The sequence below is a fragment of the Metabacillus sp. SLBN-84 genome, from assembly GCF_053629595.1.
This window is the reverse complement of the sequence record NZ_JBRJIP010000001.1, coordinates 1,006,219-1,020,149: the sequence shown is the minus strand read 5'-3', so window position 1 is coordinate 1,020,149 and position 13,931 is coordinate 1,006,219. Positions and strand designations below refer to the sequence as shown.

Genomic DNA, 13,931 nt, shown 5'->3' with positions numbered 1-13,931 from the left:
AAAGATTTTACCGCCAAAAAAAAACCCGCTAAAAGCGGGTTTTTCAATGCAGTACAGGAATCGGCTGGATGTCCCAAATGCCGTCTGCGTATTCATGAATGGTGCGGTCACTGGAGAAATAACCGGAATGCGCAATGTTCAACAGGGCTTTTTCGAGCCACTTATCCTGATTTTGATAGGCCTTTTCAAGCTGATCCTGTGCATCCACATAAGATGCGAAATCCCGAAGAACGAAATACTGATCGTTTTCATACAGCAAGGAGTCTTTTATCGCCTCAAATTCATCTTCCGTATCAGGGAAAAATCCATTTGTGAGCTGGTCAACCACCTGTCTGATCCGCAGATCATGGTGATAATATTCGCTTGAGCGATATCCGCCATTTTCATAATAGTTTAAGACTTCCTCAGCCTTTAATCCGAATGTGAAAATGTTTTTCTTCCCCACTTCTTCAAGAATCTCAATGTTTGCCCCGTCCAGAGTTCCGATAGTCAGGGCGCCGTTCATCATGAATTTCATGTTGCCTGTGCCCGATGCTTCCTTGCTTGCTGTAGAGATTTGCTCACTGACGTCTGCAGCAGGGAAAATATGCTCTGCAAGTGACACTCTGTAGTTTTCCATAAAAATGACTTTCATCATTTTTGAAACTTTCGGGTCATTGTTTACTTTGTCGGCAAGTGCATTAATCAGCTTGATGATTTTCTTGGCGTAATAATAGCCCGGTGATGCCTTTGCCCCAAAGATAAAGGTTCTAGGATGAATGGAGAAATTAGAATCCTCTTTCAGCCTGTTGTACAAATACATAATGTGCAGCACGTTCAGCAGCTGTCGTTTATAGGCATGGAGGCGCTTAACCTGAACGTCAAAAATGGAATGTTCATCTACCTTGATGCCGGTATTTTTTTCAATAATGTCAGCTAAGATTTTCTTTCGCTTCTGTTTTACAGCTGCAAATTGTTCTTTCAGCAGCGGATCGTAAATGTGCCTTTTCAGTTCAATCATCAGATGGGGCTTTTTAATCCAGTCTGTGCCGATTGTATCCGTTATCAGACTTGTCAGCTCCGGATTGGCTTTCAGCAGCCATCTGCGATGAGTAATGCCGTTCGTTTTATTGTTGAATTTTTGCGGATAGATTTGATGAAACAGCTTCATTTCCCTGTTTTTCAGGATATCAGAGTGGATTTTGGCTACTCCGTTTACACTGTGGCTGCCTGCTATGGCTAAGTGAGCCATCTTGACGACGCCGTGCGCAATAATCGCCATATTTTCAATCCGCTTCCAGTCCCCAGGGAAACGATTCCACAATTCTCTGCAAAATCTTTCATTTATTTCTTCGACAATCATATAAATCCGCGGCAGCAGCGGTTTAAAGATATGCAGCGGCCATTTTTCAAGTGCTTCAGACAGTGTTGTATGATTTGTATAGGAGATCGTGCCAACGGTGATGTTCCAGGCTTCTTCCCATTCCATGTGCTCTTCATCAAGAAGAATGCGCATCAGTTCAGGAATGGCCAGAACCGGATGTGTATCATTGACATGAATGGCTACATGCTTGTGAAATTCATGCAGTGTATCATTCTTTTTCAGGTAGGATCTTATGATGGACTGCAGGCTTGCAGAGACGAGAAAATACTGCTGTTTCAGACGAAGAATTTTTCCTTCATCATGTGTATCGTCCGGATACAGAAATTCAGAAACAGCTTCTGTCTCGCGTTTATACGCAAGCACGTCGCGGTTAGGCGGGTTTGGAGACGGTTCAGCGTTCCACAGTCTCAGAGTATTAACCGTGCTCGTTTCATAGCCGATGACGGGCATATCGTAAGGCACAGCCATTATGTTTTCTGCATGAACGTGACGGAATTCAAGCTTTCCATCCTCCATTACATGTTCGATTTTTCCCCAGAAAGGAATTTCAATGGCCTGATCCGGCTTGCGCACCTCCCAGACGTTGCCGTGTCTAAGCCACTGCTCAGGCAGCTCCACCTGATAGCCGTCCACGATTTTCTGGTCAAAAAGGCCGTGTTTATAGCGTATTCCAAGGCCATGGCCCGGAAGGTTAAGAGATGCCAGCGAATCAAGGAAACAGGCAGCAAGGCGGCCTAAACCGCCATTGCCAAGGCCTGCATCTGCTTCGCTTTCCTCGATCTCCTCAAGATCAATGCCAAGCTCAGCAAACCCTTCAAGCACAACATCCCGGATTCCCAGGTTTAACAGATTTTGTCCGAGCAGCCTGCCAAGCAGAAACTCGATTGACAGGTAATAGACCTGTTTGTTGTTGCTTGCGCGGTTCCATTCATTTGTCTGGATCCAATGGCTGCTGATATGTTCTCTTACCATGTTTCCAAGCGTTTGGTACTGATCGCGTTTAGTCGACTCAGCAAACGTTTTACCGTACATCATCTCCAGACGCTTCAGAAAACTGTTTTTAAACTCGTTTTTGTCAGAGAACATGACTCCCACTCCTAGTCATTAAATCAGCGTAAAGCTGGTTGTATTTAAACGCAGACTGCGCCCAACTGTAATCTTCCTTCATAGCTGTTTTGACAAGGCTGTTCCAAATGGTTTTGTTTTTATAAACAGAAAATGCACGGTCGACTGTATGCTTCATATCATGCGCATTGAAATTTGTGAAGGTGAACCCGTTCCCTTCACCTGTATCATCCCGGTAGGAGGTAACAGTGTCATTCAGTCCGCCTGTTTCCCTTACAATCGGAATGGATCCATAGCGGAGGGCAATCAGCTGTCCAAGTCCGCACGGTTCAAACTGCGACGGCATCAGGAAGAAGTCTGAACCGGCATAAATGCGGTGTGCAAGAGGCTCATCAAAGCCGATATATGCTTTGCACTTATCCGGAAACAGCCATTCCATGTGGCGGAAGAAATCCTCGAATTTCTTTTCTCCAGTTCCAAGGATAATCATCTGCATATCAGACTGCAGCATCTCATGCAGCACGCGCTCAACAAGATCGAGTCCTTTTTGCTGAGTCAGCCGCGTAACCATTGTCATGAGCGGCGTATCCTCTTTTTCAGGAAGGCCAAACATCTTTTGAAGCTCTTTTTTGTTTTTCGCTTTATTCTGAGCTCTGTGTTCGTCATAAGGGAATGCTATGTATGGATCATCCCCGGGGTTGTAGATCGTGTCATCGATGCCGTTTAGAATCCCGACAAGAGACGCTTCCTTCACCCGCAGCAGACCGTCAAGACGCTCTCCGAAATATGGGGTCTGAATTTCATTTTTATACGTCGGGCTTACCGTCGTGATCAAATCAGAGGCTACAAGAGCAGCTTTCATGAAATTGACCATGCCGTGAAACTCAAGCTGATCATTGTTGAAATAACGGTCATCAAGGCCAAGCAGATCATAAAGAATTTCTCTCGGAAAAATCCCCTGAAACTGCAGATTGTGAATCGTGAAGACTGCTTTCATATTTTCATAAAAAGACTGCGAGGCATATTCCTCTTTTAGAAGGAATGGAACCATACCTGTATGCCAGTCATGGCAGTGGATCACATCAGGCTGGAAGTCAACCGCCTTAATGGAATCAAGAACGGCTCTGCAGAAAAAAGAGAACCGTTCCCCGTCATCATAATGGCCATATAAAGAATCACGCTTAAAATAATATTCATGATCGATGAAATAATACGTGACACCCTCAAATTCAAGCTGCTCAATTCCGCAATATTGCCGTCTCCATCCGACAGGAACGACAATCTCCTTCACTTTCTTCATTTTGGATCGGAAGCGCTCTGGGATTTGCCCGTATTTAGGCAGGACTACTCTTATGTCCGTCCCGAGGCGCTTAAGCTCCTTCGGCAGTGCTCCCGCAACGTCGGCCAGGCCTCCTGATTTTACAAAGGGAACACATTCCGATACGACAAATAATACTTTCACGATTTCATCAGCGCTCCTTGTACCGTTCCTTTTCTGAGGACAACCGGAAGATCGGATGTTCCTTTCAGTTCAATGCCGCTTCCAACTTTGACATCTTTATCAAGCACGACATTTTCAAGAACACAGTCTTCACCGATTTGTGATTTCTGCATGATGATGCCGTTTTTCACAACGGTTCCTTTTCCGATATGAACGGCTCTGAAAATAATGCTGTTCTCAACATGTCCTTCGATTACGCTGCCATTTGCAATCATCGAATTTTTCACTACGGCGTTCTGGCCGTGGCGTGCAGGCGGCTCATCCTTTACTTTCGTTAAAATCGGACGATTTGTAAGGAACAGCTGCTGCCAGACTTCCGGCTTCAGCATTTCAAGGCTGTGGCGGTAATAGCTTTCAGTCGAATCGATAATGGCGACATATCCGTCAAATTCATAATCACAGATCATAAGCTTGTGGGTATTATCCATGATTACCTGGGCTATCGTTTTATATCCTGTCTGATTATTGTCATGAATCAGATTCAGCAGCAGTTTTGTTGACATGACATACATCTGCAGTGACTCGCCGTCTTTGCGGATTTCCGTTATGTCGCAGCCCATTTTCACATGCTTGGCAAGAACATCTTTAAAGTCGATATTGCAGACCGTATAGCTGTTTGCAATAACTGCGTATTCCTGCTTGCTTCTGAGGAAATAATCAATATGATCTGACAGCTGGCGGATCGATCCGAACTCGCTGTATTGATCATTTAAATGCGGTGACGGGAAGAAGAACAGTCCGTCACGCTTTCTGTTTAAGTCCCATTGCTTTCCTGAACCAAGATGGTCCATTAGAGAACGGTACTGGTATTTCGGAAAGATTGCTACACTGTCAATATCCGAGTTCACCATATTCGATAAGATAAAGTCTATTAATCTGTAGCGTCCTGCAAACGGGACCGCTGCCATTGAACGATTTACCGTCAAGTCCTCGATGGCACTTGTATACGTTGTTGCATCAATAATTCCCAGCATCCTTTGATTCATAGCTGTTCCACCTCTCGTATTCGTTTTTTTTCATCGGAAATAAATAGGATTTCACTGCTGACACGCACATCGTACTTAACGGTTACGCTCCTGCCGTTTGCTCGACTAATTCTTCCGTTACTAAAATGACTTCATCAATATCTTTATCCGAACGAATGACCATGCCATCCGGCACAACAAGTCCCGACGGAACAATCGCATTCTCAATATAAACATTATTGCCAATGACAGCATCCGGCATGACGACCGTATTTTTAAGGAAGGAGTGCTGTCCTACTGTTACACCCTGGAAAAGGACGGATTTATGAATGGTGCCGTATACGACACAGCCTTCGTTTACTAAAGATTCCGTCACTTCTGCGCCTTCTGACAGATACTGCGGCGGCTGATTCGGGTTGACAGAATAAATTCTCCAGTTATTGTCGAAAAGATCAAGCTCAGGATCGGCTTTTAGAAGATCCATATTTGCTTCCCACAGACTTTTCACTGTGCCGACATCCTTCCAGTAGCCTTTAAATGGATACGCAACAAGCTTTTTCTTTTCGTCAAGAAGCAGCGGAAGAACATCTTTTCCAAAGTCGTGGCTTGAATATGGATTGCGCTCATCCATTTCCAAAAACTCCTTAAGAATGGACCATTTGAAAATATAGATCCCCATGGAAGCAAGATTGTTTTTCGGGTTTTGCGGTTTTTCATCAAACTCTATAACTTCAAGATTAGCGTCAGTATTTAAGATACCGAACCGGCTCGCTTCATCCCACGGGACTTCTTTTACCGAAATAGAGACGTCGGCGTCTTTTTCGATATGATAGTCAAGCATGTCGGAATAATCCATTTTGTAAATATGATCACCTGACAAAATGAGTACATATTCAGGATCATACTGTTTTAAATAATTCATATTCTGATAGATGGCACTCGCTGTTCCTTTGTACCATTTCACTTCTGAAGATTCAGCATATGGAGGAAGAACCGTTACTCCTCCGTTTTTACGGTCAAGATCCCATGCACTGCCGATTCCGATGTAGGAATTCAGGACTAGCGGCTGATACTGCGTCAGCACACCAACAGTATCAATACCGGAGTTGCAGCAGTTGCTCAGTGTAAAATCAATGATTCTGTATTTTCCTCCAAATGGAACAGCCGGTTTCGCCAGATTTTGTGTCAGTGAACTTAATCTGCTACCCTTTCCTCCTGCCAATAACATTGCGACGCACTTTTTTTTCACCATGGTTGATTGTCTCCTCTCGTTTTTTAACTGCGCGTAATATGGATATTCCATATGGCGGAATGGTCATTGATATATGGTAAGGCTGATTATGCATCTTGCCTTCCTGTGCTTTCAGTTCTTTCCTGTTGATCTGGCCCGAGCCTCCAAATACGGCATCATCGCTGTTCAGCGTTTCAACATATCTGGTGTCAATCGGCACTCCGACTTTATAGTCATGGTACGTTTCAGGAGTGAAGTTACAAACGACAACAAGCTGTTCGTTCGGCTTAATCCCTTTACGGATAAAAGAAAAAATACTCTGGTCCGAATTATTGACGTCAATCCATTCAAAGCCTTCCTGCGAATGGTCAAGCTCATAAAGCGGACGCTGCCGTTTATACAGGGCAAGCAGTTCTTTCACATATACTCTGGATTTTTGATGCATGTCAAAGTCATCAAGCACCCAGTCAAGCTCCTCAAGGTCTTTCCATTCGTCAAACTGGGCAAATTCTCCGCCCATAAAAAGCAGCTTTTTGCCTGGATGTGCAAGCATATAGCCGAGCAAAAGTCTGTACTGTGCAAACTTCTGCCAGTAGTCACCCGGCATTTTATTCAGCAGTGAACGTTTTCCATGGACCACTTCATCATGTGAAAGCGGAAGGATAAAATTCTCTGTGAAAGCGTAAATCAGGGAAAAAGAAACTTTGTGATGAAGATCTTTCCGCTGTTCAGGAGGGGCTTCCATGTATTTGAGGATATCGTTCATCCAGCCCATATTCCATTTATAATTAAATCCCAGTCCTCCATCAGAGACAGGAGATGTAACAAGAGGAAAATCCGTAGAATCTTCGGCAATCATCAGTACGGAAGGATCGTACTCAAACACTTTCTCATTCAGTTTTCTTAAAAACTGAACAGCGAACGCATTCTCGTGAGGTTCATCCGTATTCTGCCAGTAAATCATATTTGCAACAGCATCAACCCTGAAACCGTCGATGTGGAACATTTCAAGCCAGAAGAGAGCATTTGAAATCAGAAAACTCTGCACTTCCGGTTTTCCAAGATCAAAGTTCGCCGTACCCCAGACAATATTCTCCCTGTCTTCAAATTTCTCATATTCAAAAACCGGTTCCCCGTCAAAGAAATAAAGTCCGTGTGCATCTTTGCAGAAATGGCCTGGAACCCAGTCCATAATGACTCCCAGGTTATTCTGGTGGCAAAGATCTATAAATGTCATCAAGTCGTGCGGGGTGCCGTAACGGCTTGTAGCCGAATAATAGCCTGTGCCCTGATATCCCCATGAACGGTCATATGGGTGCTCAATGATCGGCAAAAGTTCGATATGTGTAAACCCATGCTCAAGAACATACGGAATCAAGACATCCGCAAGCTCTAAATATGTATAAAGGCTGCCGTCTTCTTTCTTTTTCCAAGAGCAGATATTAAGTTCATAAATGTACATAGGGCGCTGATAAATTTCCTTCTGGCGCTTTTTTCTCTGCCAGTTTTTATCATTCCAATTATACCCTCCAAGATTGTAAACAACAGAAGCTGTATTTGGCTTCAGCTCAGAATAAAAGGCAAATGGATCAGCCTTCAGGATCTTTTCCTGCTTTTTTGTGATAATCTCATATTTATAGAGATCACCCTCTTCGATGCCGGCAATAAAAGCAGACCAGATTCCCTGTTCATTCAGCTTCTCAAGCTTGTGTCCTGTGCCGTCCCAGTGATTAAAATCACCTGCAACCCGCACCTCAAGCGCATGAGGAGCCCAAACTGTGAATACTGTTCCGCTTACACCGTTTCGCACGCTGCTGCGGGCACCAAACAATTCATGAGCTCTGAACAAATTTCCTTCATGGAAAAGATGCACCTCAAAATCAGTTGGCGTAGCAAGATTCATTCCCATCACCCTTTCTATAAAGTAATCTTAATTCTTATTTCAATCAGAAGGAAGAATTACCTTTTTTGTAAGCGCTTCTACTTATTGACACGATATGTCATGAACAGTCATTCATTTTTCAAAACATTATTCTTTTAAAATGATGTCGAATAAAGAAAGGAAGGAAGGATAGAGTGTTGGTGAAATGAACATCAGTCTTATTTACTAAATAGAAACATATTCGATGAGAAAATCCGGGCATATTAACCAAAAAATACAATCTCAGCAAATTCCGTATGCTATATCACGAAAACAGTTATTTCGACAAATCCTCTTATATTTGTCGAAATTTTCACGACCTTTTAATCACGGTTTCTTTATTACCATTACTTATACCTCTAATGGAAAACATTCAAACCTTTTTGAATAACAGAAATATATATTATTTGTTGAAAACATATTTTAAGGAAAAAAAAGATTTTTTGAAGTCTTATTTTAACGGGGAGAAGGTTTCATTCGTTCCTTGGAGACGGTCTAAGCTGCTTTGCGGGAGTTAATTTCGAGATCATGATTCACGGACGCATGATTTAGGATAAATACGTTCTATGCCGTTTTTCATACCTGCTTTTTATTTTCTTTTTTAACGACAAAAAAAGCGCTGCACAATGTGCAGCGCTTTTCAAATGATGACCCGTACGGGATTCGAACCCGTGTTACCGCCGTGAAAGGGCGGTGTCTTAACCGCTTGACCAACGGGCCGGAGCATGCCTTCTGGCGGAGAAGGAGGGATTTGAACCCTCGCGCCGCTTACGCGACCTACACCCTTAGCAGGGGCGCCTCTTCAGCCACTTGAGTACTTCCCCAGAATAAATGGCTCCGCAGGTAGGACTCGAACCTACGACCGATCGGTTAACAGCCGATAGCTCTACCACTGAGCTACTGCGGAAAATCATATATGCTCCTATAATAGGAATGGTGGGCCTAAATGGACTCGAACCATCGACCTCACGCTTATCAGGCGTGCGCTCTAACCAGCTGAGCTATAGGCCCATTATTGGAGCGGGTGATGGGAATCGAACCCACGACATCAGCTTGGAAGGCTGAGGTTTTACCATTAAACTACACCCGCAGTAAATAAAGATAAAATGGGGCGACTGATGGGAATCGAACCCACGAATGCCAGAGCCACAATCTGGTGCGTTAACCACTTCGCCACAACCGCCACTATCTGTAAAATTTTAAAGCTGCAAGATTTGCAAAAGCAAATGGTGGCTTGGGACGGAATCGAACCGCCGACACAAGGATTTTCAGTCCTTTGCTCTACCGACTGAGCTACCAAGCCTTTATAAAAATGGCGGTCCCGACCGGGATCGAACCGGCGATCTCCTGCGTGACAGGCAGGCATGTTAACCGCTACACCACGGGACCATTTGGTTGCGGGGACAGGATTTGAACCTGCGACCTTCGGGTTATGAGCCCGACGAGCTACCAGACTGCTCCACCCCGCGATAATAATAAATAATGCTTTTTTCCGATGCTCATTTAGAGCAGGACCGACCTGATCTCAGGAAACTGCTAGATCGTTACACTGCTTGCTGAAGATAAAAGAAATGGAGGAGGTAGAGGGATTCGAACCCCCGCGGGGTTTGACCCCCCTGTCGGTTTTCAAGACCGATCCCTTCAGCCGGACTTGGGTATACCTCCGTATGAAAATAGAATGGTGGACCTTGTAGGACTCGAACCTACGACCGGACGGTTATGAGCCGTCTGCTCTAACCAACTGAGCTAAAGGTCCTTTTTTGGTAGCGGCGGAGGGAGTCGAACCCACGACCTCACGGGTATGAACCGTACGCTCTAGCCAGCTGAGCTACACCGCCCCAGGAACAAAGTCAATTACTTCTATTAAAATGGTGGAGCCTAGCGGGATCGAACCGCTGACCTCCTGCGTGCAAGGCAGGCGCTCTCCCAGCTGAGCTAAGGCCCCTAAAAATCCAATGGTCGGGAAGACAGGATTCGAACCTGCGACCCCTTGGTCCCAAACCAAGTGCTCTACCAAGCTGAGCTACTTCCCGTAATATGGCGCGCCCGATAGGAGTCGAACCCATAACCTTTTGATCCGTAGTCAAACGCTCTATCCAATTGAGCTACGGGCGCGTATAAAAATGTGTGTGGTGCCGAGGACCGGAATCGAACCGGTACGGTAGTCACCTACCGCAGGATTTTAAGTCCTGTGCGTCTGCCAGTTCCGCCACCCCGGCTTATTCAAAGAGCGGAAGACGGGATTCGAACCCGCGACCCCCACCTTGGCAAGGTGGTGTTCTACCACTGAACTACTTCCGCAATATCATGCGGGTGAAGGGACTCGAACCCCCACGTCAAAGACACTAGATCCTAAGTCTAGCGCGTCTGCCAATTCCGCCACACCCGCATATTAAGGAAAAATGGTGTGCCATGAAGGACTCGAACCTTCGACCCTCTGATTAAAAGTCAGATGCTCTACCGACTGAGCTAATGGCACAAATATAATAAATCTGGTGGTGCCGGCGAGAGGACTTGAACCCCCAACCTACTGATTACAAGTCAGTTGCTCTACCAATTGAGCTACACCGGCATTTATAAAAAGCATGTCCAGAAATCATATGGTGGAGGATGACGGGCTCGAACCGCCGACCCTCTGCTTGTAAGGCAGATGCTCTCCCAGCTGAGCTAATCCTCCGGGTTTAATTTTTGTCAGCAGCCTGGCAACGTCCTACTCTCACAGGGGGAAACCCCCAACTACCATCGGCGCTAAAGAGCTTAACTTCCGTGTTCGGCATGGGAACGGGTGTGACCTCTTTGCCATCATCACCAGACATAGTGACAAAAATTATTATACTATGAAATCCGAAGATTTCAAGCTTTTTTTGAAAGAAGTTGTTCTTTCAAAACTGAATAACGTTTGATAACAAGATTCACGTGCAATTTACGCTTGATTAGACTGTGGTTAAGTCCTCGAACGATTAGTATCTGTCAGCTCCACACGTCACCGCGCTTCCACCTCAGACCTATCAACCTGATCATCTTTCAGGGTTCTTACTCACAAATGTGATGGGAAATCTCATCTTGAGGGGGGCTTCATGCTTAGATGCTTTCAGCACTTATCCCTTCCGCACATAGCTACCCAGCGATGCCTTTGGCAAGACAACTGGTACACCAGCGGTGCGTCCATCCCGGTCCTCTCGTACTAAGGACAGCTCCTCTCAAATTTCCTGCGCCCACGACGGATAGGGACCGAACTGTCTCACGACGTTCTGAACCCAGCTCGCGTACCGCTTTAATGGGCGAACAGCCCAACCCTTGGGACCGACTACAGCCCCAGGATGCGATGAGCCGACATCGAGGTGCCAAACCTCCCCGTCGATGTGGACTCTTGGGGGAGATAAGCCTGTTATCCCCGGGGTAGCTTTTATCCGTTGAGCGATGGCCCTTCCATGCGGAACCACCGGATCACTAAGCCCGACTTTCGTCCCTGCTCGACTTGTAGGTCTCGCAGTCAAGCTCCCTTGTGCCTTTACACTCTGCGAATGATTTCCAACCATTCTGAGGGAACCTTTGGGCGCCTCCGTTACATTTTAGGAGGCGACCGCCCCAGTCAAACTGCCCGCCTGACACTGTCTCCCAGCCCGGTAAGGGCTGCGGGTTAGAATTTCAATACAGCAAGGGTAGTATCCCACCAATGCCTCCACCGAAGCTGGCGCTCCGGTTTCCAAGGCTCCTACCTATCCTGTACAAGCTGTACCAAAATTCAATATCAGGCTGCAGTAAAGCTCCACGGGGTCTTTCCGTCCTGTCGCGGGTAACCTGCATCTTCACAGGTACTATAATTTCACCGAGTCTCTCGTTGAGACAGTGCCCAGATCGTTACGCCTTTCGTGCGGGTCGGAACTTACCCGACAAGGAATTTCGCTACCTTAGGACCGTTATAGTTACGGCCGCCGTTTACTGGGGCTTCGGTTCAAAGCTTCGCTTGCGCTAACCTCTCCCCTTAACCTTCCAGCACCGGGCAGGCGTCAGCCCCTATACTTCGCCTTGCGGCTTCGCAGAGACCTGTGTTTTTGCTAAACAGTCGCCTGGGCCTATTCACTGCGGCTTTTCAGGGCTATTCACCCTAAAAAGCACCCCTTCTCCCGAAGTTACGGGGTCATTTTGCCGAGTTCCTTAACGAGAGTTCTCTCGCTCACCTTAGGATTCTCTCCTCGCCTACCTGTGTCGGTTTGCGGTACGGGCACCTCTCACCTCGCTAGAGGCTTTTCTTGGCAGTGTGGAATCAGGAACTTCGGTACTAAATTTCCCTCGCCATCACAGCTCAGCCTTATATGGGAAGCGGATTTGCCTACTTCCCGGCCTAACTGCTTGGACGCGCATATCCAACAGCGCGCTTGCCCTATCCTCCTGCGTCCCCCCATTGCTCAAATGGTGAGGAGGTGGTACAGGAATATCAACCTGTTGTCCATCGCCTACGCCTTTCGGCCTCGGCTTAGGTCCCGACTAACCCTGAGCGGACGAGCCTTCCTCAGGAAACCTTAGGCATTCGGTGGAGGGGATTCTCACCCCTCTTTCGCTACTCATACCGGCATTCTCACTTCTAAGCGCTCCACCAGTCCTTCCGGTCTGGCTTCGACGCCCTTAGAACGCTCTCCTACCACTGTTCGTAAGAACAGTCCGCAGCTTCGGTGATACGTTTAGCCCCGGTACATTTTCGGCGCAGAGTCACTCGACCAGTGAGCTATTACGCACTCTTTAAATGGTGGCTGCTTCTAAGCCAACATCCTGGTTGTCTAAGCAACTCCACATCCTTTTCCACTTAACGTATACTTTGGGACCTTAGCTGGCGGTCTGGGCTGTTTCCCTCTTGACTACGGATCTTATCACTCGCAGTCTGACTCCCGAGGAGCAAGTCTTTGGCATTCGGAGTTTGACTGAATTCGGTAACCCGATGAGGGCCCCTAGTCCAATCAGTGCTCTACCTCCAAGACTCTCATACTCGAGGCTAGCCCTAAAGCTATTTCGGAGAGAACCAGCTATCTCCAAGTTCGATTGGAATTTCTCCGCTACCCACACCTCATCCCCGCACTTTTCAACGTGCGTGGGTTCGGGCCTCCATTCAGTGTTACCTGAACTTCACCCTGGACATGGGTAGATCACCTGGTTTCGGGTCTACGACCACGTACTAATTCGCCCTATTCAGACTCGCTTTCGCTGCGGCTCCGTCTCATCAACTTAACCTTGCACGGGATCGTAACTCGCCGGTTCATTCTACAAAAGGCACGCCATCACCCGTTAACGGGCTCTGACTACTTGTAAGCACACGGTTTCAGGATCTTTTCACTCCCCTTCCGGGGTGCTTTTCACCTTTCCCTCACGGTACTGGTTCACTATCGGTCACTAGGTAGTATTTAGCCTTGGGAGATGGTCCTCCCGGATTCCGACGGGATTTCACGTGTCCCGCCGTACTCAGGATCCACTCTGGAGGGAACGAAGTTTCGACTACAGGGTTTTTACCTTCTATGACAGGCCTTTCCAGGCCGCTTCATCTACCCCGTTCCTTTGTAACTCCGTATAGAGTGTCCTACAACCCCAAGAGGCAAGCCTCTTGGTTTGGGCTGATTCCGTTTCGCTCGCCGCTACTTGGGAAATCGCATTTGCTTTCTCTTCCTCCGGGTACTTAGATGTTTCAGTTCCCCGGGTCTGCCTTCAGTACCCTATGTATTCAGGTAAAGATACTGTTCCATTACGAACAGTGGGTTTCCCCATTCGGAAATCTCTGGATCAAAGCTTACTTACAGCTCCCCAAAGCATATCGGTGTTAGTCCCGTCCTTCATCGGCTCCTAGTGCCAAGGCATCCACCGTGCGCCCTTCATAACTTAACCAAAATTGGTCAATC

The 13,931-nt window shown here is 46.6% G+C and carries 5 protein-coding genes, 21 tRNA genes and 2 rRNA genes; all 28 read right to left on the bottom strand.

Going from position 1 to position 13,931, the window contains the following annotated elements:
• Positions 1–43 precede the first annotated feature (43 nt).
• The 28 genes from RKD52_RS05000 to RKD52_RS04865 all read right to left on the bottom strand — a co-directional run bounded on the left by RKD52_RS05000 (position 44) and on the right by RKD52_RS04865 (position 13,917).
• Positions 44–2,449 carry a glycogen/starch/alpha-glucan phosphorylase gene (locus RKD52_RS05000; protein WP_454098892.1) on the bottom strand — a complete coding sequence of 802 codons (2,406 nt, stop codon included), beginning with the start codon at positions 2,447–2,449 and terminating at the stop codon, positions 44–46.
• Positions 2,439–3,890, bottom strand: a complete 1,452-nt coding sequence (glgA, locus tag RKD52_RS04995; RefSeq protein WP_029278750.1) for a glycogen synthase GlgA — start codon at positions 3,888–3,890, stop codon at positions 2,439–2,441. The genes RKD52_RS05000 and glgA overlap by 11 nt, the downstream gene beginning before the upstream one ends.
• Positions 3,887–4,915, bottom strand: coding sequence for a sugar phosphate nucleotidyltransferase (locus RKD52_RS04990; RefSeq protein ID WP_454098891.1), 1,029 nt, complete (start codon positions 4,913–4,915; stop codon positions 3,887–3,889). Before RKD52_RS04990 ends, glgA begins: the two co-directional genes overlap by 4 nt.
• A gap of 82 nt (positions 4,916–4,997) precedes the next feature.
• Positions 4,998–6,143 carry a glucose-1-phosphate adenylyltransferase gene (locus RKD52_RS04985; protein ID WP_369734822.1) on the bottom strand — a complete coding sequence of 382 codons (1,146 nt, stop codon included), beginning with the start codon at positions 6,141–6,143 and terminating at the stop codon, positions 4,998–5,000.
• On the bottom strand, positions 6,097–8,028 hold the full coding sequence (gene glgB / locus RKD52_RS04980; RefSeq protein ID WP_454098890.1) for a 1,4-alpha-glucan branching enzyme: 1,932 nt from the start codon (positions 8,026–8,028) through the stop codon (positions 6,097–6,099). The genes RKD52_RS04985 and glgB overlap by 47 nt, the downstream gene beginning before the upstream one ends.
• A 666-nt stretch (positions 8,029–8,694) precedes the next feature.
• Positions 8,695–8,766: transfer RNA gene (locus tag RKD52_RS04975), tRNA-Glu, on the bottom strand.
• 13 nt (positions 8,767–8,779) lie between these two features.
• Positions 8,780–8,870: transfer RNA gene (locus RKD52_RS04970), tRNA-Ser, on the bottom strand.
• A gap of 8 nt (positions 8,871–8,878) precedes the next feature.
• A tRNA-Asn gene (locus tag RKD52_RS04965) sits at positions 8,879–8,953 on the bottom strand.
• Between the two features lie 27 nt (positions 8,954–8,980).
• Positions 8,981–9,057: transfer RNA gene (locus RKD52_RS04960), tRNA-Ile, on the bottom strand.
• Positions 9,058–9,062: 5 nt separating this feature from the next.
• Positions 9,063–9,136 (bottom strand) — tRNA-Gly (locus tag RKD52_RS04955).
• Positions 9,137–9,153: 17 nt separating this feature from the next.
• Positions 9,154–9,229: transfer RNA gene (locus RKD52_RS04950), tRNA-His, on the bottom strand.
• A gap of 44 nt (positions 9,230–9,273) precedes the next feature.
• Positions 9,274–9,349 (bottom strand) — tRNA-Phe (locus RKD52_RS04945).
• Between the two features lie 10 nt (positions 9,350–9,359).
• Positions 9,360–9,435, bottom strand: a tRNA-Asp gene (locus tag RKD52_RS04940).
• Positions 9,436–9,438: 3 nt separating this feature from the next.
• Positions 9,439–9,515: transfer RNA gene (locus RKD52_RS04935), tRNA-Met, on the bottom strand.
• A 103-nt stretch (positions 9,516–9,618) separates the two neighbouring features.
• Positions 9,619–9,711, bottom strand: a tRNA-Ser gene (locus RKD52_RS04930).
• 14 nt (positions 9,712–9,725) lie between these two features.
• Positions 9,726–9,802: transfer RNA gene (locus tag RKD52_RS04925), tRNA-Ile, on the bottom strand.
• 5 nt (positions 9,803–9,807) lie between these two features.
• Positions 9,808–9,884 (bottom strand) — tRNA-Met (locus RKD52_RS04920).
• Positions 9,885–9,915: 31 nt separating this feature from the next.
• A tRNA-Ala gene (locus RKD52_RS04915) sits at positions 9,916–9,991 on the bottom strand.
• Between the two features lie 11 nt (positions 9,992–10,002).
• Positions 10,003–10,079 (bottom strand) — tRNA-Pro (locus RKD52_RS04910).
• 5 nt (positions 10,080–10,084) lie between these two features.
• Positions 10,085–10,161 (bottom strand) — tRNA-Arg (locus RKD52_RS04905).
• Positions 10,162–10,176: 15 nt separating this feature from the next.
• Positions 10,177–10,265 (bottom strand) — tRNA-Leu (locus RKD52_RS04900).
• 10 nt (positions 10,266–10,275) lie between these two features.
• Positions 10,276–10,347 (bottom strand) — tRNA-Gly (locus RKD52_RS04895).
• A 7-nt stretch (positions 10,348–10,354) separates the two neighbouring features.
• Positions 10,355–10,435 (bottom strand) — tRNA-Leu (locus RKD52_RS04890).
• A 14-nt stretch (positions 10,436–10,449) separates the two neighbouring features.
• Positions 10,450–10,525: transfer RNA gene (locus RKD52_RS04885), tRNA-Lys, on the bottom strand.
• Positions 10,526–10,542: 17 nt separating this feature from the next.
• A tRNA-Thr gene (locus RKD52_RS04880) sits at positions 10,543–10,618 on the bottom strand.
• A gap of 29 nt (positions 10,619–10,647) precedes the next feature.
• Positions 10,648–10,723: transfer RNA gene (locus RKD52_RS04875), tRNA-Val, on the bottom strand.
• 20 nt (positions 10,724–10,743) lie between these two features.
• Positions 10,744–10,859 (bottom strand): 5S ribosomal RNA (rrf, locus tag RKD52_RS04870).
• A 127-nt stretch (positions 10,860–10,986) separates the two neighbouring features.
• A 23S ribosomal RNA gene (locus RKD52_RS04865) occupies positions 10,987–13,917 on the bottom strand.
• Positions 13,918–13,931: the final 14 nt, after the last annotated feature.

What these genes read in the sequence shown, in the direction of transcription:
- RKD52_RS05000 (WP_454098892.1), bottom strand. Translation starts at nt 2,449, where the DNA reads ATGTTCTCTGACAAAAACGAGTTTAAAAACAGTTTTCTGAAGCGTCTG.
- RKD52_RS04990 (WP_454098891.1), bottom strand. Translation starts at nt 4,915, where the DNA reads ATGAATCAAAGGATGCTGGGAATTATTGATGCAACAACGTATACAAGT.
- glgB (WP_454098890.1), bottom strand. Translation starts at nt 8,028, where the DNA reads ATGAATCTTGCTACGCCAACTGATTTTGAGGTGCATCTTTTCCATGAA.